This is a genomic window from Serratia plymuthica (assembly GCF_018336935.1).
Classification (GTDB): Bacteria; Pseudomonadota; Gammaproteobacteria; order Enterobacterales; family Enterobacteriaceae; genus Serratia; species Serratia plymuthica_B.
This window is the reverse complement of sequence record NZ_CP068771.1, coordinates 3305770-3324848: the sequence shown is the minus strand read 5'-3', so window position 1 is coordinate 3324848 and position 19079 is coordinate 3305770. Positions and strand designations below refer to the sequence as shown.

Here is a 19079-nt window from a genome sequence, read left to right as displayed (position 1 = left end):
CATGCTGATGCTGTTTCTGACCGTGGCGCTGGTGCACCTGATTGCGTTGATGAGCCCGGGGCCGGACTTCTTTTTTGTTTCGCAAACCGCCGCCAGCCGCTCGCGCCGCGAGGCGATGATGGGCGTAGTGGGCATTTCACTGGGTATCGTGGTGTGGGCGGGGGTTGCGCTGATGGGCTTGCACCTGATCTTGCAGAAAATGGCCTGGCTGCACCAGATCATCATGGTCGGCGGTGGGCTTTACTTATGCTGGATGGGCTGGCAACTGTTGCGTTCCGCACGTTCCCAGAACGCCCAATCGGTGCCGGCGCAAGAAGTGAAAGTGGCGTTGCCAAAGGCCGGACGCAGCTTTATCCGCGGTTTCCTGACCAACCTTTCAAACCCGAAAGCGGTTATCTATTTCGGCAGCGTGTTCTCGCTGTTTGTCGGTGACGACGTGGGCGCCGGCGCGCGCTGGGGCTTGTTCCTGCTGATTATCGCCGAGACCTTTGTCTGGTTCAGCCTGGTGGCGGTAGTGTTTGCGTTGCCGGCGATGCGCCGCGGCTATCAGCGTTTGGCGAAATGGATCGACGGGCTGGCGGGCGTGCTGTTCACCGGCTTTGGTCTGCATCTGATCTTTACCCGTTAGGCTATTTTACTTGCCAGGTTGAGTCCGGACAGCGCCCGGACTCCTCAGGTACTTTATGTAGGCTCCGGGTCCTGTGCGCTGCTCGAGTCCAACCTGCCGGCGACAATAACGCCTAACATTGAATTCTCAGGCCTTTCTGGCCGTCGCCAATAACCCGGCCACCAGAATAAACAGCGAACCGAAGATGCGGTTCAGCAACTGCATTTGGCGCGGCGTCTTCAGCCAGCCGGCAATGCGCTTAGCCAGGGTGGCGTAACCGATCATCACCACAATATCCACCGCCACGGTGGTCACGCCGAGTATCAGATACTGCTCGGCCTGCGGCTGGTTGGGTAAAATAAACTGCGGGAACAGTGCGGCCAGAAACACGATGCTCTTCGGGTTGGTCAGATTGACCAGCACCGCGCGGCGGAACAAACGGCGGCGCGGCAGGGTACCCGCCAGCGTATGCAGATCCAACGAACCGGCAGCGCGCCACTGCTGGATACCGAGCCATACCAGATAGGCGGCGCCGAACCATTTCAGCAATTCAAATGCCATCAGCGACTGAGAGACCAACGCGCCGAGGCCAATGCCCACCAGCACGATATGCAGACTCAACCCGACCTGCAGCCCGGCGATGGATGCCGCCGCGCCGCGATACCCGTGGCTGATACCGGTGCTCATGGTGTTGATTGCGCCTGAACCGGGTGACAGGCTCAGGATAAGGGTTGTCAGCAGATAGGTTAACCACCAGTCCAAGGTCATCGTAAGGCTCCCTGAAAGTATCAATTTGTGCCAAAATAGGCTCGGTTCTTGTAAGACTGAAATCACAATACGCTAGTATTATTTCTTGTGCCAGAGGCCACATTTTTGCCGCTGGCGGCTCAGGGAAAAGCTCTCAATGACGTCGTTCACTCAAGGCACCGATGACTGGTTAATGCGTGAAACGCAGTTCGCTGCTTTCGCTACCGGCCCGCTGCTGGACTTTTGGCGGCTGCGGGAGGAGGGCGAGTTCAGTGGCGTGGGCGGCGTGCCGATCCGCTTCGTGCGTTTCAGCTCATCGCGTCATCAGCGGGTGGTGGTGATCAGCCCCGGCCGTATCGAAAGTTACGTTAAATATCCAGAAGTTGCCTACGATCTGTTCCATTGCGGTTTTGATGTGATGATTCTCGATCATCGCGGGCAAGGTCGTTCTGGCCGCTTGCTGGCTGATACGCACCGCGGTCATGTGGTAAGCTTTACCGATTATATTGACGATTTCGCTCAGTTTTATCAGCAGCAAGTGGTGCCGCACGGTTACCTGCAGCATTTTGCGCTGTCGCATTCGATGGGCGGCGCGATACTGGCGCAGTTTCTGGCCCGTCAACCGCAGGCGTTTGACGCCGCTGCGTTTTGCGCGCCGATGTTCGGCATTCATCTGCCGATGCCGGGCTGGATGGCGGACCGGATCCTTAACTGGGTAGAGAAACACCCGGCGGTGCGCGATTACTATGCGATAGGCACCGGCCAGTGGCGGCCGCTGCCCTATGTGGTCAACGTATTGACCCACAGCCGTGAACGTTATCGCCGCTGTTTGCGCTATTACGCCGATTACCCCGAGTTGCAGGTGGGTGGCCCTACCTACCACTGGGTAAGAGAAAGCATTCAGGCCGGGCGGCAGATTGTCGCGCAGGCGGCTAAAATCACCACACCGCTGTTATTATTGCAGGCCGGCGAGGAACGGGTGGTCGACAACCCTTCCCAGCAGGCTTTTTGTCAGGCACTGTCAGACGCGGGGCACCCTTGCGAAGGGGGGAAACCGCGGGTTATCCAAGGCGCACGCCATGAGATCCTGTTCGAGCGGGACGCGATGCGCGCCGAAGCATTGAACGCAATCCTGCGTTTCTTTGCTCAACACTTAGGTGGCGCCCCTGCCGCCGACCACTCCATCAGAGGTTAGAACATATCCTTATGTATCACGTTGTCGCTTCCGATTTAGATGGCACGCTGCTATCACCTGACCATACCCTGTCGCCTTATGCCAAAGAGACGTTGAAGCTGCTGACCCAGCGTGACGTGCACTTTGTGTTTGCCACTGGCCGGCATCACATCGACGTTTCGCAGATCCGCGATAACCTCGATATCAGCGCCTTTATGATCACCTCCAACGGTGCCCGCGTGCATAACACCGCCGGTGAGCTGATTTTCAGCCATAACCTGGCGGAAGACATCGCCCGCGATCTCTACGGCATGATGCACGATGATGCGGACATCACCACCAACGTCTACCGCAACGACGACTGGTTCATCAACCGGGAAAGCCCGGAGCAGGAGGAGTTCTTCCGGGAATCGATCTTCCGGTATCAGCTGTTTGAACCGGGCCTGCTGGAGACCGACGGCGTGTGCAAGGTGTACTTTACCTGTGACGACCATGAAAAGCTGCTGCCGCTGGAAGATGCCATCAATGCGCGCTGGGGCGATCGGGTGAACGTCAGTTTCTCGTTCCCGACCTGTCTGGAAGTGATGGCGGGCGGCGTATCCAAAGGGCATGCGCTGGAAGAAGTGGCCAAAATCATCGGCTATTCGCTGAAAGAGTGCATCGCTTTCGGTGACGGCATGAATGATCTGGAAATGCTGGCGATGGCCGGCAAGGGCTGCATTATGCGCGACGCGCACCAGCGCCTGAAAGACAAGCTGCCGGAGCTGGAAGTGATTGGCTCCAATGCCGACGATGCGGTGCCGCACTACCTGCGCAAGATGTATCTCTGAAACAACAAGGGCGCCTTGCGGCGCCCTTGTCCGGGTTACTTGTGCTGGCCCTGCTTTTGCAGGAACTGCACGCCCTTGTCGGGGAAGTCGGTGAACACGCCATCAACGCCCGCCTGGTTGTAAATCACGTCGTACAACTGATTCACGTCGGTCACGTAGTTTGGCAGCGCATCGGCGCGGATGGTGAACGGATGCACCGCCAGCTTGTTGGCATGGGCTTCTTTCACCATATCGGTCAGCACCACGTGGCCCGGTTTGGATTTCTCCGCTTCCACCAGCATGTGGTAGTCCGGCCCGATGCCGTCGGCGTACTGGGCAATCTGCTTCATCGCGCCCGGCTTGAACATCCAGTCATAGTCGTATTCCACCCATTTGCCGTCGGCTTTCTGCTCATAGGTTTCCTGCCACTTGTTGTAGGCGATCAGTTGGATCAGCTTCAGATCCATGCCCATCTTCGGTTCCAGTTCGGTTTTAATCCGCTTCAGTTCGTTGGCGTCGAAGCATTGCAGATAAACATTGTCGCCCTTGCCGGTGTAACCATACTGCTTCAACACCGCCAGCACTTTGCTGGAGATATCCTTGCTTTCCTGCTTGTGGAACCACGGCGCCTTGATTTCCGGGTAAATACCGATGTTTTTGCCGGTCGAATGGTTCAGCCCCTGCACAAATTCGATCTCTTCCTGGAAGGTATGGACGCGGAAGTCCGATTTGCCCATCGGGAAGCGGCCAGGGTAGCCCTGCACCTTTTTGCCGTTTTCGATCTCAAAGCCTTCCGTGAACTTCAGCGACTTGATTTCCGCCAGGGTAAAGTCGATGGCGTAATAACGGCCGTCTTTGCGTGCCCGGCTCGGGAAGCGCTCGGCCACGTCGGTAACGCGATCGAGGTAATGGTCATGCAGCACCACCAGCTCGTTGTCCTTGGTCATCACCAGGTCCTGCTCGAGGAAGTCCGCACCCTGCGCGTAGGCCATCGCCTTCGCCGGCAGCGTGTGTTCCGGCAGATAGCCGCTGGCGCCACGGTGGGCGATCACCACCTTGTCCGCCGCCTGTACGGCACTGACCATTGAGGTGGCCAGGATGATCCCTGTCAGCAGGGCTTTGACTTGAGTCCGCATTCTGTAATTCTCCATGTTGTAGGTGCAGGGCAATAAAAAGGCCGCAGCGCGGCCTTTAAATAATGCGAAATTTGTATGACGCTTAGCCGCGTTTGTTGGCTGCGATTTCTGCGTGGTGCTTTTTCTCGCTCAGCATGGTCAGCAACAGCAGCACTACCGCGCCGATACTGCCGCCAATCATCACCATAAAGCCGCCGTCCCAACCGAAGTAGTCCACGGTGTAACCGACGATGGCGCTGGCCGCAACGGAACCGCCCAGGTAACCGAACAGACCGGTGAAGCCCGCTGCGGTACCGGCCGCTTTCTTCGGTGCCAGTTCCAGCGCATGCAGGCCGATCAACATCACCGGGCCGTAAATCAGGAAGCCGATGGTGATCATGCAGGCCATGTCGATGCCAGGATTACCGACCGGGTTGAGCCAGTAAACGACGGTAGCGATGGTCACCAGCGTCATAAAGAACACGCCGGTGGCGCCGCGATTGCCTTTGAACACTTTGTCCGACATCCAGCCGCACAGCAGGGTGCCCGGAATACCGGCGTATTCGTACAGGAAGTAGGCCCAGGAAGACTTATCCAGCGCGAAATGCTTCACTTCTTTCAGGTAGGTCGGTGACCAGTCCAGAATGCCGTAACGCAGCAGGTAAACGAACACGTTGGCCACGGCGATGTACCACAGCAGCTTGTTCGGCAGAATGTATTGCATGAAGATCTGCTTGGCGGTCAGCTCTTCTTCCGCTTTCTCGCTGTAGTCGTCCGGGTAATCGTTTTTGTATTCTTCGATCGGCGGCAGGCCACAGGATTGCGGCGTATCGCGCATCAGCGCAAAGGCGATCAGGGCCACCAGAATGGCGCCGAAGGCCGGCATGTACAGCGCCGCGTGCCAGTCGTTGAACCAGGCCATGCCCAGCAGGAACAACAGCGGCGGCAGGCCGCCACCCACGTTATGGGCGCAGTTCCAGACCGAAACGATACCGCCGCGCTCCTTCTGCGACCACCAGTGCACCATGGTGCGGCCACAAGGCGGCCAGCCCATGCCCTGGAACCAACCGCACAGGAACAGCAACACGAACATGACCGCGATGCTCGATGTCGCCCAGGGAACGAAGCCCATGAACAACATCACTGCGGCAGCCAGTATCAGGCCGGCAGGCAGAAACACGCGTGGGTTGGAGCGGTCGGAAACCGACCCCATGATGAATTTGGAAAAACCGTAGGCGATGGAAATACCCGACAGCGCGAAACCGAGGTCGCCGCGGCTGAAACCCTGGTCGATCAAATACGGCATGGCCAGGGTGAAGTTCTTACGCACCAGGTAGTAGGCGGCGTAACCGAAGAAAATCCCCATAAATATTTGCCAGCGCAATTTACGGTACAGCGGGTCGACTTTGTCGACCGGCACACGGGAAATGTGTGCTGCCGGCTTAAAAATACTCAACATGAGCGCCTCCGATGGCTTTTAGTTATCACATCAATATGATTGTCTACGTTCATTTGATGATTGAGCGGATATCGTATGTGGTGTTTTTTTGTTCCATAACGAGCGTCATCCTAGTCAAAACAGCCTGGTGTCGCTGTGATGAATGGCGCAAATGTTACACTTTTATGAAACTACGGCGGATTTTGAGCGATTCGTTAACGTTATGAAATAGAAAAACGGCCAAAAATCGTGATTCCGATCACATTCATGGTTTTTTGTGGACATTTTGTTTTCGTTTTAAGTTCGTTATTGTTCCTTATCAAACAAAGACCCCAGCAACTGTGACCCAATAGGATAATAACCACGGATCCTGAGGGAGCATCATGAGCAGCCATTCACCGGACAGCGAAACGGATGTGATAATCATTGGCGGCGGCGCAACCGGAGCGGGCATTGCCCGTGACTGCGCGCGTCGTGGCCTGCGTTGCATACTGCTGGAGCGCCATGATATCGCCACCGGCGCCACTGGCCGTAACCACGGTTTGTTGCACAGTGGAGCGCGCTATGCGGTGACCGACGGCGAGTCGGCGCGTGAGTGCATAGAAGAAAACCGCATCCTCAAGCACATCGCGCATCACTGCATCGAGCGTACCGATGGGCTGTTCATTACCCTGCCGCAGGATTCGTTGACCTACCAGCAACAATTTATTGCTTCCTGCCACAGTGCCGGCATCAACGCCGAAGCCATTGATCCGCAACTGGCGTTGCGCCTGGAGCCGGCGGCTAACCCGGCGCTGATCGGCGCCGTGCGGGTGCCGGATGGCACCGTCGACCCGTTCCGCCTGACCGCCGCCAATATGCTCGATGCCCGCGAGCATGGCGCACAGATCCTGACCTATCATCAGGTGGTCGGTTTGTTGCGCGTGGGTGACCGCGTGACCGGCGTGCGCGTTTTCGACCATCAAGCTGCGCGCCGCTACGATATCCACGCCGAGGTGGTGGTCAACGCCGCCGGCATCTGGGGCCAGCAGATTGCGGAATACGCCGATCTGCGCATCCGCATGTTCCCGGCCAAGGGCGCATTGCTGATCCTCGGCCACCGCATCAACAACATGGTCATCAACCGTTGCCGCAAACCGGCAGACGCCGACATTCTGGTGCCGGGCGACACCATCTCACTGATTGGCACCACCTCCACCCACATCGACTATGACCAGATCGACAATATGGTGGTGACGCCGCAGGAGGTGGACATTCTGATCCGCGAAGGCGCGCTGCTGGCGCCGGAACTGGCGCAAACCCGCATTTTGCGCGCCTATGCCGGAGTGCGGCCGCTGGTGGCCAGCGACGACGACCCCAGCGGCCGTAACGTCAGCCGCGGCATCGTGCTGCTCGATCATGCCAGCCGCGATGGGCTGGAAGGATTTATCACCATCACCGGCGGCAAGTTGATGACCTATCGCCTGATGGCACAGTGGGCGACCGATAAAGTGTGTGAAAAGCTTGGGCTGGATAGCCCATGCACTACCGCAGTGGAACCGCTGCCCGGCTCCCGGCAGACGGCGGAGGAAACGGTGCGCAGCGTGGTGGCGTTGCCGGCCAGTATTCGTGGCTCGGCGGTGTATCGCCACGGCGATCGCGCCAGCCTGGTGCCGGCCGGTAATCGGCTGGACAACAGTCTGGTCTGCGAATGCGAGGCGGTCACCGCCGGCGAGGTGCGCTATGCGGTGAACTCCCTCACCGTCAATAATCTGGTGGATCTGCGCCGGCGTACCCGCGTGGGCATGGGCACTTGCCAGGGCGAGCTGTGCGCCTGCCGCGCCGCCGGGCTATTGACGCGCTTTAACGTCGCTACCCCGCAACAGTCAATCGATCAGTTGTCGCATTTCCTCAACGAACGCTGGAAGGGCGTACGCCCGATCGCCTGGGGTGACGCGCTGCGCGAGAGCGAGTTCACCAGTTGGGTTTATCAGGGATTGTGCGGGCTGGATGCACGGGAGAAACGGGAGGCAGATGATGCGATTTGACGTGGTGGTGATTGGCGGCGGCTTGGCGGGTATGGCTTGCGCCATCGGGTTGGCGGAACAGGGCAAGCGCTGCGCCGTGGTCAGCTCGGGCCAGAGCGCGCTTTATTTCTCCTCCGGCTCGCTTGATTTGCTGGCGCAACTGCCCGACGGCACGCCGGTCGACGCGCCGCTGGCTGCGTTGCCAGAGCTGGCGCGACAGGCGCCGCAACACCCTTATGCCTTGATTGGCGCAGAGCGGGTGGCGCTGTTATCTGATGAGGCGGCCCGGCTGTTGCAGCGCTGCGGCCTGAACCTGCAAGGCAGTAATGAAAGGAATCATCTGCGCATTACGCCGCTCGGCACGCGCCGGGCCACCTGGCTCAGCCCACAGGCCATTCCGGTGACGCCGTTGGCCGGTGAACTGCCCTGGGAAAGCATTGCGGTGATTGGCATTGAGGGCTTTTTGGATTTTCAGCCGCAGCTGGCCGCCGATTCACTCATGCAGGCGTTGGGAGTGCGCACCGAGGCCAATGGGTTGCATTTACCTGCGCTGGACCGGCTGCGCAACAATCCCAGCGAGTTCCGGGCGGTGAATATCGCCAGAGTGCTGGACTTGCCGGAAAACCTGATGCCGATGGCGGACGAGCTGCGCCGGCTGGCCGGTGATGCCGAGGCGATTTTCCTGCCGGCCTGTCTGGGGCTGGAGGAGGATGCCCCGCTGGTGGCGTTACAGACGGCGGTGGGCAAACCGGTGCGTCTGTTGCCGACGCTACCGCCTTCGGTGCTGGGCATGCGCTTGCACCAGGTATTGCGCCGGCGTTTGCAACAATTGGGCGGTGTTTTTATGCCGGGGGACAGTATGCTGCGGGCGGATATCGACGCCGGGCGTGTTACCGGTCTTTACACCCGCAACCACGGCGATATTCCGTTGCAGGCGCAGCAGGTGGTGCTGGCCGGCGGCAGCTTTTTCAGTAATGGGCTGGTGGCGGATTTTGACGGCGTGCGCGAGCCGGTGTTTGGGCTGGACGTCGAAAGCCGCGCGGATCGCGCCGACTGGAGCCGCAGCGATCTGTTTGCTCCGCAACCTTATTTGCAGTTCGGCGTACGCACCGATAGCCGGCTGCGTGCGTTAAGGCAGGGGGAGGCGCTGACCAACCTGTATGCCATCGGCGCGGTAACCGGCGGGTACGATCCGTTACAGCAGGGCTGCGGCGCCGGCGTTTCGCTGATCGGGGCGCTGCACGTCGCGCAACAGATTGCCGCAGAGGAGGAGCGACCATGAGCCTGCAGAAAGACAACAGCTTTGAGAACTGCATCAAATGCACCGTCTGCACCACCTATTGTCCGGTCGCCAAAGTCAACCCGCTCTATCCAGGGCCAAAACAGGCGGGACCGGATGGCGAACGCCTGCGGCTGAAAGATCCGGCGTTGTACGATGAAGCGCTGAAGTATTGCACCAACTGCAAGCGCTGTGAGGTCGCCTGCCCGTCCGACGTCAAAATCGGCGATATCATTCAGCGCGCCCGCGCCGATTACGCCCAGAGCAAACCGACGCTGCGCGATGCCATCCTCAGCCATACCGACATCATGGGATCGCTGTCGACGCCCTTTGCGCCCATAGTCAACGCCGCCACCGGTCTGAAACCGGTGCGCGCGCTGCTGGACAAAGCGTTGAAAATTGACCACCGTCGCGAGTTGCCAAAATATTCGTTCGGCACCTTCCGTCACTGGTATCGCCGGCAGGCGCAGGCCCAGCAGCGCTATGCCGAACAGGTGGCGTTTTTTCACGGCTGCTTCGTCAATTACAACCATCCGCAGCTGGGCAAGGATCTGATCAAGGTATTTAACGCGATGGATATCGGCGTGCAACTGCTGAAGCGCGAGAAATGTTGCGGCGTGCCTTTGATCGCCAACGGCTTTATCGCCCAGGCCAAAAAGCAGGCCAAAGTGAATGCCGAATCGTTGCATGAGGCGGTGCTGGAACGCGGAATTCCTGTGGTGGCGACCTCGTCGAGCTGTACCTTTACCCTGCGCGATGAATATCCGCATCTGTTGGAGGTGGATACCTCGGCGGTGCGCGAGCGGGTAGAGCTGGCGACGCGCTATGTGTATCGACTGATCAACCAGGGCCGCACTCTGCCGCTGAAGCGCACGCCGCTGCGGGTGGCGTATCATACGCCGTGCCATATGGAGAAAATGGGCTGGACCGCTTATACGCTGGAGCTGTTAAGGCAAATTCCGGGGCTGGAGCTGGTGGTGCTGGATTCGCAGTGTTGCGGCATTGCCGGCACTTACGGGTTTAAATCGGAGAACTATGCGACTTCGCAGGGGATTGGCGCTTCGCTGTTTCGCCAGATAGAGGAGAGCGGCGTGGATCTGGTGGTGACCGATTGCGAAACCTGCAAGTGGCAAATCGAGATGTCGACCGGCAAGCGCTGCGAACATCCGATCACCCTGCTGGCGCAGGCGTTGGCATAATCGGTGATGAGCTGGCGAAACGGGGCCGGCATGCCGGCCCCCTAAGGTTACTGCTTCAGTTTCAAGGTGCTGATGATGCCTTCGGCTTCACTTTGCGCCTGCTGCTGGTTATCTGCCGGCAGCGTTACCTGAATGGTCAGCATCTTGTTATCCAGTGTGCCGATCAGGATCGAAGAGTAGGCTTTCTCGCCGCCGCTGGTGATGATGCTGTCCAGTTGACGCAGAGGGACGCCGTTAACCTCGATGGCCTTGTTGGTAATCACCTGCAGATTGGCGTCACGCGAGCGCTGGGTGTCTTCCAGACGCTTGGCCAGGGTTTCCAGGTTGTCGGCGGTCTTGTCGCCGAGGATCACGATCACCGCGCGCTGGCCGGTGCTGTCGGCGTAAACGTGCATGTTGTTCGCCTGGTTGCCCAGCTTGCCGCTCTGGTCCGCCATGCCGACCGGCAGAGTGAACGCCAGTTTACCGTCCAGTAAACTCACCTGTTGCCCGGCCGGTGCACTGGCCGCAGCACCGCCCGCCGGCGCCTTGGTGTCTTTGGTGTCGCCGTCACAGGCCGCCAGGCCAAGCACTAACAGGCTGATACCCATCAATTTTGCTACTTTACGCATTGGGCTTCCTTCTTCCTTTCAGGTAGGTTTTACTGCCGTATCGCAACCTATTCCACGTTGAAATGCAAGGCAGATGTTGTCACAAGGTTTTTTCAAGTAATAGCCGATAATCAGCCACTTCGCCTTTCTTTTCCAGCTGAACAATCTGATAGTGATGGCCGATGAGCATCGTCAGCATCGCCTGGAACCTATTGCGTGTTTTCACTCTTATCCGGCGATAGCCCCGAGCCTGCGCCCAGCGTTCCTGTTCGGCCAATAAGGCCTGCGCCGCGCCGTGGCGGCGAAACGCCGGCAGCACGCCGCCCAGCCAGCTGTAAAATACCCTTTCTTGCGTCTGATAACCCAGCTTGAAACCGGCAGGTTGGCCGCCGATCTCGGCGATCAGCAGGTGGCAGGCGGACGGCCCGACGCGTTGCTGTAAATCGGCCAGGCTATGCAGGCCACCGAATTCGGGGATTTGTCGATACAGGGCGTGGATTTCTTCGAGGGTAGCGTGGCGGGTGATTACTGTCATTGGCGGCCTCCGTAGGGTGCAGGCCGCCAATGATAACACGGCTCAGTTCGCTTGCAGGCTGCCGTCATTGCGGCGGACGGCAATGCGCTTGAGCAGCATATTCAGCAGTACGCCGTACATCGGCAGGAAGAACAGCAGGCAGATCAGAACCTTGAAGCTGTAATCCACCAGGGCGATCTCCACCCAGTTATTGGCCATAAAGGCATCGCTGCTCTTGTAAAACGCAATAAAGAAGAACGACAGGGTATCGCTGATATTGCCGAGGAACATTGCTGCAGCAGGAGCAACCCACCAGGCGCTGCGTTGGCGCAGGCGGTTGAAAACGTGTACGTCGAGGATCTGACCGAGCACGTAAGCCATAAAGCTGGCGATGGCGATACGTGCCACAAACAGGTTAAAACTGCCCAACGCGGCAAAACCCTGCCATTCGCCCTGATAGGTTACGGTAGAAATCACGTACGAGATGAACAGCGCCGGGACCATTACCGAAAGAATGATACGTCGTGCCAGCGGGGCGCCAAAAATACGCACCGTCAGATCGGTTGCCAGGAAGATGAACGGAAAGGTAAACGCCCCCCAGGTGGTATGGAAGCCGAAAACGGTAATCGGCAACTGCACCAGGTAGTTACTGGAGGTGATGATGACAATATGGAACAGCGATAGCCAGAGCAACGCGGTGAGGCGCTGCTGAGCGGTAAACGAATACATGTTGTAGCCTTTTTAGTCGTGGGGTGAGGGAACCCAGTGATTCTTGTCAGAGCAGCCGAATTAACTGCGCGGCGGCATGATACGTGTTTGCGCAACCAATGCAATGGTTAGGCTGTGTCTCCCTATGAAACGTGAGGGCCGCTGGAGGTCAAATCACAGTGCAGCAGGGCGTGAGTCGCGAGGTTTGGTGGGCCAAATAAGCGGCGAATAACGCAGCAGCACTGTGATTTGGCCCCAGCCTGAAAGGCCACGCCCTCAACAACCGTTCTCTGTGTTGTCAGGTTTGCCCATAGGCCCACTATGGGCTGCACCCTCCGCCGTGATAACGGCAGTTGGGGGCAGTGGCGGCACCACATTTCATAGGGAGACGCAGCCTCTTTTTAAGCAAACGTTAACGTATCTTGCGCAGAAAAACTACCGGCGTAAACTAGGCGCCAATGAGATGCGGCGGGCGTTCGCCGATCGCTTTTGATCGAGAAAAATTGCATGACTGACTTATTTGCCCAGGCAGACCAGACGCTTGACGCGCTGGGACTGCGCTGTCCGGAACCGGTGATGATGGTGCGCAAGACCGTACGCCATATGGATGACGGTCAAACCCTGCTGATTATTGCCGATGATCCGGCCACCACCCGCGACATTCCGGGCTTCTGCCGCTTTATGGAGCACACGCTGGTGGCGCAGGAAACCGACAAGGCACCGTACCGCTATCTGTTACGCAAGGGCGTCTGACCGCTGCGAATTTCACCTCAGGGGCGAATTGATTCACCCCTGAGGTATGCCGTCGTCTAGTTGCGTTTCTTCAGCAAGCGCAGTGCGTTGGCGGTGACCAGCGCGGTAGCGCCCGAGTCGGCCAGCACCGCCAGCCACAATCCGGTCATCCCCAGCAGGGTGGTGATCAGGAATACCCCTTTCAGCCCCAGCGCAATGGTGATGTTTTGCCGGATATTGGCGTGCGTAGCGCGCGAGATGCGGATCATCTCTGCCACGCCGACCAGCCGGTTGTGGGTCAGCGCCGCGTCCGCGGTTTCCAGCGCCACGTCGGTGCCGCTGCCCATGGCGATGCCGATGCTTGAGGCTTTCATCGCCGGCGCATCGTTGATTCCGTCGCCGATCATTGCCGTCGGGCGCAGTTCACTCAGTTCGATCACCGCCTTCACTTTATCCTCCGGCAGCAGCCCGGCACGGTAATCGATCCCCAGTTCAGCGGCAATCGCCGCCGCCGCTCGCGGGTTATCGCCGGTCAACATCACCCCGTGGATCCCCAGCGCGTTCAGTTCGGCAATCGCCTGTTTGGCGTCGCTGCGCAACGTATCGCGCAGCGCCAGCAGGCCGATTGCCACGCCGTCTTCCAATACCACCACCGCCGTTTTACCGGCGTTTTCCAGCTTTTCCACCTGGTTTTGCAACTGTGCGTCGAGCTGGCCTGCCGCCAGTTTACCCGGCGCGCTGATCAACAGGGTTTTGCCGTCAACCTTGCCTTCCACCCCGACCCCAGCCAGAGCGCGACGCGCCTGAGCCGGCGGCAGAGGTGCGCCATACTGCTCGGCCCGTTTGATAATTGCCTGCGCCAACGGGTGGTGGGAGCCGGTTTCTACCGCCGCCGCCAGGGTCAGCAACCGCTGCTCGCTGATGCCGTTGCTTGGCAGCACATCCGTAACCCTGGGTTTACCTTCCGTCAGCGTGCCAGTTTTATCGAAGGCGATGGTTTGCACCTGGCCCAGTTGTTCCAGCGCTGCGCCGCCTTTAATCAGGGCGCCGCGTCGGGTGGCTGCCGCCAGCCCGGAGGTAATCGCCGCCGGAGTGGATATGACCAACGCACAAGGACAGCCTATCAGCAGCAGAGTCAGGCCACGGTAAATCCAGATATCCCAGGGCTGTGACAGCAGCAGCGGCGGCACCAGGATCACCGCAACGGCCAGCAGCATAATCGCCGGCGTGTAGTAACTGCTGAAGCGGTCAAGAAAACGTTCGATAGGCGCGCGGCGTTCTTCGGCCTCTTCGATCAACTGCAGAATGCGGTCGATGGCGTTTTTGCCCGGCTCGGAAATTACCTTCATTTGCGCGGCCTGATCGACCGACAGGCTGCCGGCGGCGACTTTTTCACCCTGCTGACGTTCGACCGGCACCGATTCGCCGGTCAGGGCGCTTTCGTCGAAACTGGCGAACGGATTGAGCAGTTCGGCATCGGCCGGCAGGCGGCCGCCGGGGGCAATTTCAATCACATCGCCGGGGCGCAGGCTGGCGACCGGTACGCGCTTGCGCTCCGAGCCCCGGACCCGCAAAGCATCTTCCGGCACCAGTTCCATCAGCGCCTTCACGCCACGGCGGGCGCGGTTGGCGGCGTAGGATTCCAGCAGTTCGCCCACCATAAACAGCAGCAGCACCATGGCCGCCTCGGCGGTGGCGCCGATAAACAGCGCGCCTATTGCCGCCACGCTCATCAACGTTTCAATGGCAAACGGCGTACCGGAGCGGATTAACCGCAGCGCCTTGGTAGCGACCGGCGCCAGACCGACCAGCGTGGTGGCGATAAACGCAATGCGGCCCAGTTCGGGATTGACCATATTGAGTGCCCAACTGACTACCATCAGCGCGGTGAGCAGCAGCAGCGGGCCGAACTCCTTCAGGAGCGATGCCTTGGGCGACTCGGTTTGGGTTGCCTGGGTGCCGAGCAGGCTAAAGCCTGCCTGTTGCACCGCATCCTGGATGCGCAGGCTGACATCGGATTGGGCGTCGACCACCAGCTTTTCAGTGGCGAACAGCACGCGAGCGTTTTCTACGCCGGGAATGCCCGTAACGGCGTTCTCTATTTTTTTTGCGCAGCTTGGGCAGTCCATGCCGGTGACTTTCCAACTGTAACGTTGGCTGCCGGAAGGTGGCGCGTCAGCCAGCCTGTCGCTTTCCTCATCCGGATCCTCATGATCGTCCGTACTGCAACAGCTGGCGCCATGATCGTGCGAGTGAGCGTGATCGGCTTCGGCGGCGACTTTTTTTTGCTCGTTGCTGCAACCGTGCTGGGTTTTACCGTGGCTGTGATTGCAGCCGCAGGCACCTTCTGCAGGGTTATGTTCCTGATGATTATGGTTTTGATGGGTATGCATAACGTCCCCCTCCGGGCAGTTAATGATGTTCATTGCGCCGACTCTACACCCTGGAGTCAACTCCAGAGTCAAGCGCCGGGATGAGAATTATTGCTAACTGTCATGCTGGGAGAGGGCGAGCGGTAAAAAAGAATTTGATAGCAAAGCAATAATACAAATATTAATCAATTGGCGATGACAGGGGTGTTTTTAGGCGATGTACCTCGGGCCGTTAGTCGATATAAGAAGATGTTATTTCTAAGCGAACTAAAAAGTCCCGTCAGCTAATAATAAAGAGTTATTAATCTATAACTGTTTAGTTAAATTTAACTCTTTTATTGAAAACAGCCAGCATGATTCGCTTGTGTCTGCAGGTCGCATTCTTATTGAAGTTTGTGACCAACTTATATGGAGTAGATTGCTTTTGATTTGTAAAAGTGATCAAAAAGCAGCATAAATATCTTTCGATATTTAAATATATAGTTGATTATTTTATGTTCAGTTTTGAGTCCATGCCTATAATTGGAATCGATTACCATTTCTGTTGGTAATCTTATTTGCTGATATATATGCATTAATTCTATCTAACACACTGCCGGTAACGGCGCATAAACCCCTTCCCGCAAGCCGGTGGTTCGTCCATCGTGGCTTTCTGGCAGGTTATGTTTATCTGTCTGATTGATAACAATCAGCTAATGAGTGGAATCGAACCAATGCAATCTACTAAAAAGGCAATTGAAGTTACTGAGTCCAGCCTCGCCGCTACCGGATCCGGCTATAATGCTGTAGACGATCTGTTGCATTACCACGAGCGCGGCAACGGGATTCAGGTTAATGGCAAGGACTCATTTTCTACCGAACAAGCTGGGCTGTTTATTACCCGTGAGAACCAAACCTGGAACGGTTATAAGGTTTTTGGTCAACCGGCTAAATTAACTTTCTCTTTCCCCGATTATAAATTCTCTTCTACCAACGTCGCCGGCGATACCGGGCTGAGCAAGTTCAGCGCCGAACAGCAGCAGCAGGCTAAGCTGTCGCTGCAATCCTGGTCCGACGTGGCCAATCTTACCTTCACCGAAGTTGCCGCCGGCCAGAAAGCCAATATCACCTTCGGCAATTACAGCCAGGATCGTCCCGGCCATTACGATTACGATACTCAGGCTTACGCTTTTCTGCCGAACACGGTTTATCAGGGGCAGAATCTGGGCGGCCAAACCTGGTACAACGTCAATCAGTCCAATGTCCAACATCCGGCAAGCGAAGATTACGGTCGCCAGACGTTCACTCATGAAATTGGCCACGCGTTGGGCCTGAGCCACCCGGGCGATTACAACGCTGGGGAAGGCAACCCAACCTACAACGACGCCAGCTATGCCGAAGACACTCGCGAGTTCAGCCTGATGAGCTACTGGAGTGAAACCAATACCGGCGGCGACAACGGCGGCCACTATGCCGCGGCACCGCTGCTGGATGACATTTCCGCCATCCAGCACCTGTACGGCGCCAACCTGTCCACCCGCACCGGCGATACCGTGTATGGCTTCAACTCCAATACCGGCCGCGATTTCCTCAGCACCACCGGCAACGCGCAGAAAGTGATCTTTGCGGCCTGGGACGCGGGCGGCAATGATACCTTCGATTTCTCCGGTTACACCGCCAATCAGCGTATTAACCTGAACGAGAAATCTTTCTCGGACGTCGGCGGGCTGAAAGGCAACGTGTCGATCGCTGCGGGTGTCACCATTGAGAACGCCATCGGCGGTTCAGGCAACGACGTTATCGTCGGTAATGCGGCCAATAACGTGTTGAAGGGCGGTGCGGGCAACGACATCCTGTTCGGCGGCGCAGGGGCCGATGAACTGTGGGGCGGCGTCGGCAAAGATACCTTTGTTTTCGCCGCCGTCAGCGATTCCAAGCCGGGCGCTTCTGACTGGATCCGCGATTTCCAGAAAGGCACCGATAAAATCGACCTGTCGTTCTTCAATCAAGGGGGACAGGGCGGCAATCAGATCCATTTCGTCGATCATTTCAGCGGTGCGGCGGGTGAAGCCTTGTTAACCTACGATACTTCAAGCAACGTCAGCGATTTGGCGCTGAACATTGGCGGGCATCAGACGCCGGACTTCCTGGTGAAAATTGTCGGGCAGGCGGACGTTGCCACCGACTTTATCGTGTAACGGTGAACGTCATAACGCCCGGCGCAGCCTGGCCGGGCGTTATGCAGGAGTCAACATGAAAGGCAGTTTAGCGCGAGCCGCCGTGATGGCGGGGGGCATGATGATTATGGGAGCAGTTATGGCCGGCAGTTTGGTTCTTCCCTCCGCACAGTCGCTGGCGGGGCAATGGCTGATCGCCGATGCCGAACAGCAGTGCCAGATTGAATTTTTGGCTGGCGAACAAAGCGAAATCAACGGCTATCGGCTGGTGGATAGTCAGCACTGTCTGAAAAAGGTGTTTACGGCAGAGGTGGTCGGTTGGCGCCCGGCGCCGGATGGCATCGCTCTGTTGCAGGCCGATGGCAGTACGCTGGCGTTCTTTTCGCGTGACGGCGAGAGTTATCGCAACCAGCTCGGGGCGGATGATGGCCTGACTCTGAAGGCGCTGAGATAGTAAAACGGGTTCGGCAGCCCGAACCCGCTCTGGACAGTTACAGGTACAACGAGCGTACGATCAGGAAGTGACCGGAGAAGTAGCAAAACGCCACCAGCGCATCCGCCGCGCGGAAGGTGAAGCGGTAGCGGTTGAGCAGCCAAACCACATTGGCCAGCAGCAGCAACGAGGTGCCGGTCAGCAGCGAGAAGCCGAAATCGGTGCTGCGCAGGAAATATTGCTCGCCCGCCAGCCAGACCATCAGCAGCGTCATCGCCACGTAGGTGACGATCGGCCAGCGCATCTCTTCCAGCCGGGTCCAAATGGTGGCCAGCAGCAACGCGCCGATCGCCAGCAGCGCCAGCGGCAGCGGCCAGAACAGACTGAACGTCATCTGGCTGGCGAAGCTCAGGGTATACAGCAGGTGGGACAGGAAAAAGGCGCCGATGGCGTACAGCACCCGCTCACGCGGCAGCAGCAGCAGCGCATCGCCGATCAGCGTCGCCAGCAGGCCGAGTACGATCAGATAACCCGCGGCGCTCAGCACCGGCGCCTGCCAGGCCAACAGCAACAGCAACAGTAGAGTTAGAGGTTTAAATACCCAGCGCTGCCAGCGCGGCCCACGGTAAGAGGCGTCGACGAACAGCCAACCGGAAAAGAATACGGCAAGGAACGGCCAACTCATTGTGTCTTCCTTATTCATTATGGGAGCCGCAGAGTCCGGCTCCAAATTGTCACCAGTGTCACTTCCTATGTGCAGTGTAGGCAGCGCGCCGGCAATCGACAATGCTTTCTTGAGAATGCTATGTTTACGCCGATTTAGCCGCGAAGGGAATGGGAATAAAGATGAGTAAACCGCCGCTGTTTTTTGTCGCCGTGATTGCGTTGATCGCCGTGCTGGCGACGCACCGTTACTTCAACCAGCGCCGGGCCGAGGCGGAAAATGACCGCGCGCCGGTGCGCAGTTTACAGGTCAAGGTTAGCGACAAGCGCGAGTTTCCCGTGGCGACCACCCGTTCGCGCCAGCGCGAACAGACGGTCAATGAGCCGATGCATTATGAGGTGGTGTTCAGCCCGCTGCGCGGCGGCGAGGACATCCGGCTGCGGCTGAAACAGTGGCAGTACAACCCGATCGAAAAGGGCGCGCAGGGCACGTTGAGCATGCAGGGCACGCGCTTCGTCTCCTTTACCGCCCAATAA

18 protein-coding genes are annotated in these 19079 nt (G+C 58.1%); 10 read left to right on the top strand and 8 right to left on the bottom strand.

The window, feature by feature from the left end; translation table 11 throughout:
* Window position 1 precedes the first annotated feature (1 nt).
* Window positions 2-628 (top strand): threonine export protein RhtC, encoded by a 627-nt coding sequence (gene rhtC / locus JK621_RS15540; protein ID WP_212556748.1) that lies wholly within the window; start codon window positions 2-4, stop codon window positions 626-628.
* Window positions 629-754: 126 nt separating this feature from the next.
* Here rhtC and rhtB read toward each other — a convergent pair whose 3' ends face one another.
* Window positions 755-1375, bottom strand: a complete 621-nt coding sequence (gene rhtB, locus JK621_RS15535; RefSeq protein ID WP_212556747.1) for a homoserine/homoserine lactone efflux protein — start codon at window positions 1373-1375, stop codon at window positions 755-757.
* A 136-nt stretch (window positions 1376-1511) separates the two neighbouring features.
* On the opposite strand from rhtB, the gene pldB reads away from it, so the two are divergent.
* Together pldB and yigL are read left to right on the top strand one after the other, a co-directional pair.
* Complete coding sequence (gene pldB / locus JK621_RS15530; RefSeq protein ID WP_212556746.1) at window positions 1512-2549, top strand: lysophospholipase L2; 1038 nt, start codon at window positions 1512-1514, stop codon at window positions 2547-2549.
* An 11-nt stretch (window positions 2550-2560) separates the two neighbouring features.
* Window positions 2561-3358: a sugar/pyridoxal phosphate phosphatase YigL gene (yigL, locus tag JK621_RS15525; RefSeq protein ID WP_212556745.1), complete on the top strand. Its 798-nt coding sequence runs from the start codon at window positions 2561-2563 to the stop codon at window positions 3356-3358.
* A 35-nt stretch (window positions 3359-3393) separates the two neighbouring features.
* Here the strand turns inward: yigL and glpQ are convergent, their stop codons facing one another.
* Both glpQ and glpT read right to left on the bottom strand, forming a co-directional pair.
* Entirely contained in the window at window positions 3394-4473 is a 1080-nt protein-coding gene (gene glpQ, locus JK621_RS15520; protein WP_212556744.1) for a glycerophosphodiester phosphodiesterase, read from the bottom strand.
* 82 nt (window positions 4474-4555) lie between these two features.
* Entirely contained in the window at window positions 4556-5911 is a 1356-nt protein-coding gene (glpT, locus tag JK621_RS15515; RefSeq protein ID WP_004950940.1) for a glycerol-3-phosphate transporter, read from the bottom strand.
* Window positions 5912-6273: 362 nt separating this feature from the next.
* Here glpT and glpA point away from each other — a divergent pair, with 362 nt between their 5' ends.
* Genes glpA through glpC form a run of 3 tightly spaced genes read left to right on the top strand, consistent with a single transcriptional unit; the run spans window position 6274 to window position 10374 of the window.
* Window positions 6274-7917: an anaerobic glycerol-3-phosphate dehydrogenase subunit A gene (gene glpA / locus JK621_RS15510; protein WP_212556743.1), complete on the top strand. Its 1644-nt coding sequence runs from the start codon at window positions 6274-6276 to the stop codon at window positions 7915-7917.
* The gene (glpB, locus tag JK621_RS15505) at window positions 7907-9178 is read left to right on the top strand and encodes a glycerol-3-phosphate dehydrogenase subunit GlpB (RefSeq protein ID WP_212560211.1); all 1272 of its coding nucleotides are present in this window, start codon (window positions 7907-7909) and stop codon (window positions 9176-9178) included. The genes glpA and glpB overlap by 11 nt, the downstream gene beginning before the upstream one ends.
* Window positions 9175-10374, top strand: a complete 1200-nt coding sequence (glpC, locus tag JK621_RS15500) for an anaerobic glycerol-3-phosphate dehydrogenase subunit GlpC (RefSeq protein ID WP_212556742.1) — start codon at window positions 9175-9177, stop codon at window positions 10372-10374. Before glpB ends, glpC begins: the two co-directional genes overlap by 4 nt.
* A 47-nt stretch (window positions 10375-10421) precedes the next feature.
* Here glpC and JK621_RS15495 read toward each other — a convergent pair whose 3' ends face one another.
* The 3 genes from JK621_RS15495 to JK621_RS15485 all read right to left on the bottom strand — a co-directional run bounded on the left by JK621_RS15495 (window position 10422) and on the right by JK621_RS15485 (window position 12207).
* Window positions 10422-10985, bottom strand: coding sequence for a DcrB family lipoprotein (locus JK621_RS15495; RefSeq protein ID WP_212556741.1), 564 nt, complete (start codon window positions 10983-10985; stop codon window positions 10422-10424).
* Window positions 10986-11064: 79 nt separating this feature from the next.
* On the bottom strand, window positions 11065-11499 hold the full coding sequence (locus JK621_RS15490; protein WP_212556740.1) for a GNAT family N-acetyltransferase: 435 nt from the start codon (window positions 11497-11499) through the stop codon (window positions 11065-11067).
* Window positions 11500-11541: 42 nt separating this feature from the next.
* Window positions 11542-12207 carry a 7-cyano-7-deazaguanine/7-aminomethyl-7-deazaguanine transporter gene (locus JK621_RS15485; RefSeq protein ID WP_212556739.1) on the bottom strand — a complete coding sequence of 222 codons (666 nt, stop codon included), beginning with the start codon at window positions 12205-12207 and terminating at the stop codon, window positions 11542-11544.
* Between the two features lie 486 nt (window positions 12208-12693).
* Here JK621_RS15485 and tusA point away from each other — a divergent pair, with 486 nt between their 5' ends.
* Window positions 12694-12939 carry a sulfurtransferase TusA gene (gene tusA, locus JK621_RS15480; protein ID WP_004950955.1) on the top strand — a complete coding sequence of 82 codons (246 nt, stop codon included), beginning with the start codon at window positions 12694-12696 and terminating at the stop codon, window positions 12937-12939.
* A 56-nt stretch (window positions 12940-12995) separates the two neighbouring features.
* Here the strand turns inward: tusA and JK621_RS15475 are convergent, their stop codons facing one another.
* Window positions 12996-15311, bottom strand: a complete 2316-nt coding sequence (locus JK621_RS15475) for a zinc/cadmium/mercury/lead-transporting ATPase (RefSeq protein ID WP_212556738.1) — start codon at window positions 15309-15311, stop codon at window positions 12996-12998.
* A gap of 692 nt (window positions 15312-16003) precedes the next feature.
* On the opposite strand from JK621_RS15475, the gene JK621_RS15470 reads away from it, so the two are divergent.
* Together JK621_RS15470 and JK621_RS15465 are read left to right on the top strand one after the other, a co-directional pair.
* Complete coding sequence (locus tag JK621_RS15470) at window positions 16004-17467, top strand: serralysin family metalloprotease (protein ID WP_212556737.1); 1464 nt, start codon at window positions 16004-16006, stop codon at window positions 17465-17467.
* 55 nt (window positions 17468-17522) lie between these two features.
* Complete coding sequence (locus tag JK621_RS15465) at window positions 17523-17900, top strand: AprI/Inh family metalloprotease inhibitor (RefSeq protein WP_212556736.1); 378 nt, start codon at window positions 17523-17525, stop codon at window positions 17898-17900.
* A 37-nt stretch (window positions 17901-17937) separates the two neighbouring features.
* Here the strand turns inward: JK621_RS15465 and JK621_RS15460 are convergent, their stop codons facing one another.
* On the bottom strand, window positions 17938-18564 hold the full coding sequence (locus JK621_RS15460) for a lysoplasmalogenase (protein WP_212556735.1): 627 nt from the start codon (window positions 18562-18564) through the stop codon (window positions 17938-17940).
* A 161-nt stretch (window positions 18565-18725) separates the two neighbouring features.
* Between JK621_RS15460 and JK621_RS15455 the strand changes: the two genes are divergently transcribed.
* A complete protein-coding gene (locus JK621_RS15455) occupies window positions 18726-19079 on the top strand; it encodes a DUF2500 domain-containing protein (protein ID WP_212556734.1) in 354 nt (117 codons plus the stop codon).

Bases quoted from the DNA above. Each gene is read 5' to 3' on its own strand.
- rhtC (WP_212556748.1), top strand. From the start codon at position 2: ATGCTGATGCTGTTTCTGACCGTGGCGCTGGTGCACCTGATTGCGTTG.
- rhtB (WP_212556747.1), bottom strand. From the start codon at position 1,375: ATGACCTTGGACTGGTGGTTAACCTATCTGCTGACAACCCTTATCCTG.
- pldB (WP_212556746.1), top strand. From the start codon at position 1,512: ATGACGTCGTTCACTCAAGGCACCGATGACTGGTTAATGCGTGAAACG.
- yigL (WP_212556745.1), top strand. From the start codon at position 2,561: ATGTATCACGTTGTCGCTTCCGATTTAGATGGCACGCTGCTATCACCT.
- glpQ (WP_212556744.1), bottom strand. From the start codon at position 4,473: ATGCGGACTCAAGTCAAAGCCCTGCTGACAGGGATCATCCTGGCCACC.
- glpT (WP_004950940.1), bottom strand. From the start codon at position 5,911: ATGTTGAGTATTTTTAAGCCGGCAGCACACATTTCCCGTGTGCCGGTC.
- glpA (WP_212556743.1), top strand. From the start codon at position 6,274: ATGAGCAGCCATTCACCGGACAGCGAAACGGATGTGATAATCATTGGC.
- glpB (WP_212560211.1), top strand. From the start codon at position 7,907: ATGCGATTTGACGTGGTGGTGATTGGCGGCGGCTTGGCGGGTATGGCT.
- glpC (WP_212556742.1), top strand. From the start codon at position 9,175: ATGAGCCTGCAGAAAGACAACAGCTTTGAGAACTGCATCAAATGCACC.
- JK621_RS15495 (WP_212556741.1), bottom strand. From the start codon at position 10,985: ATGCGTAAAGTAGCAAAATTGATGGGTATCAGCCTGTTAGTGCTTGGC.
- JK621_RS15490 (WP_212556740.1), bottom strand. From the start codon at position 11,499: ATGACAGTAATCACCCGCCACGCTACCCTCGAAGAAATCCACGCCCTG.
- JK621_RS15485 (WP_212556739.1), bottom strand. From the start codon at position 12,207: ATGTATTCGTTTACCGCTCAGCAGCGCCTCACCGCGTTGCTCTGGCTA.
- tusA (WP_004950955.1), top strand. From the start codon at position 12,694: ATGACTGACTTATTTGCCCAGGCAGACCAGACGCTTGACGCGCTGGGA.
- JK621_RS15475 (WP_212556738.1), bottom strand. From the start codon at position 15,311: ATGCATACCCATCAAAACCATAATCATCAGGAACATAACCCTGCAGAA.
- JK621_RS15470 (WP_212556737.1), top strand. From the start codon at position 16,004: ATGCAATCTACTAAAAAGGCAATTGAAGTTACTGAGTCCAGCCTCGCC.
- JK621_RS15465 (WP_212556736.1), top strand. From the start codon at position 17,523: ATGAAAGGCAGTTTAGCGCGAGCCGCCGTGATGGCGGGGGGCATGATG.
- JK621_RS15460 (WP_212556735.1), bottom strand. From the start codon at position 18,564: ATGAGTTGGCCGTTCCTTGCCGTATTCTTTTCCGGTTGGCTGTTCGTC.
- JK621_RS15455 (WP_212556734.1), top strand. From the start codon at position 18,726: ATGAGTAAACCGCCGCTGTTTTTTGTCGCCGTGATTGCGTTGATCGCC.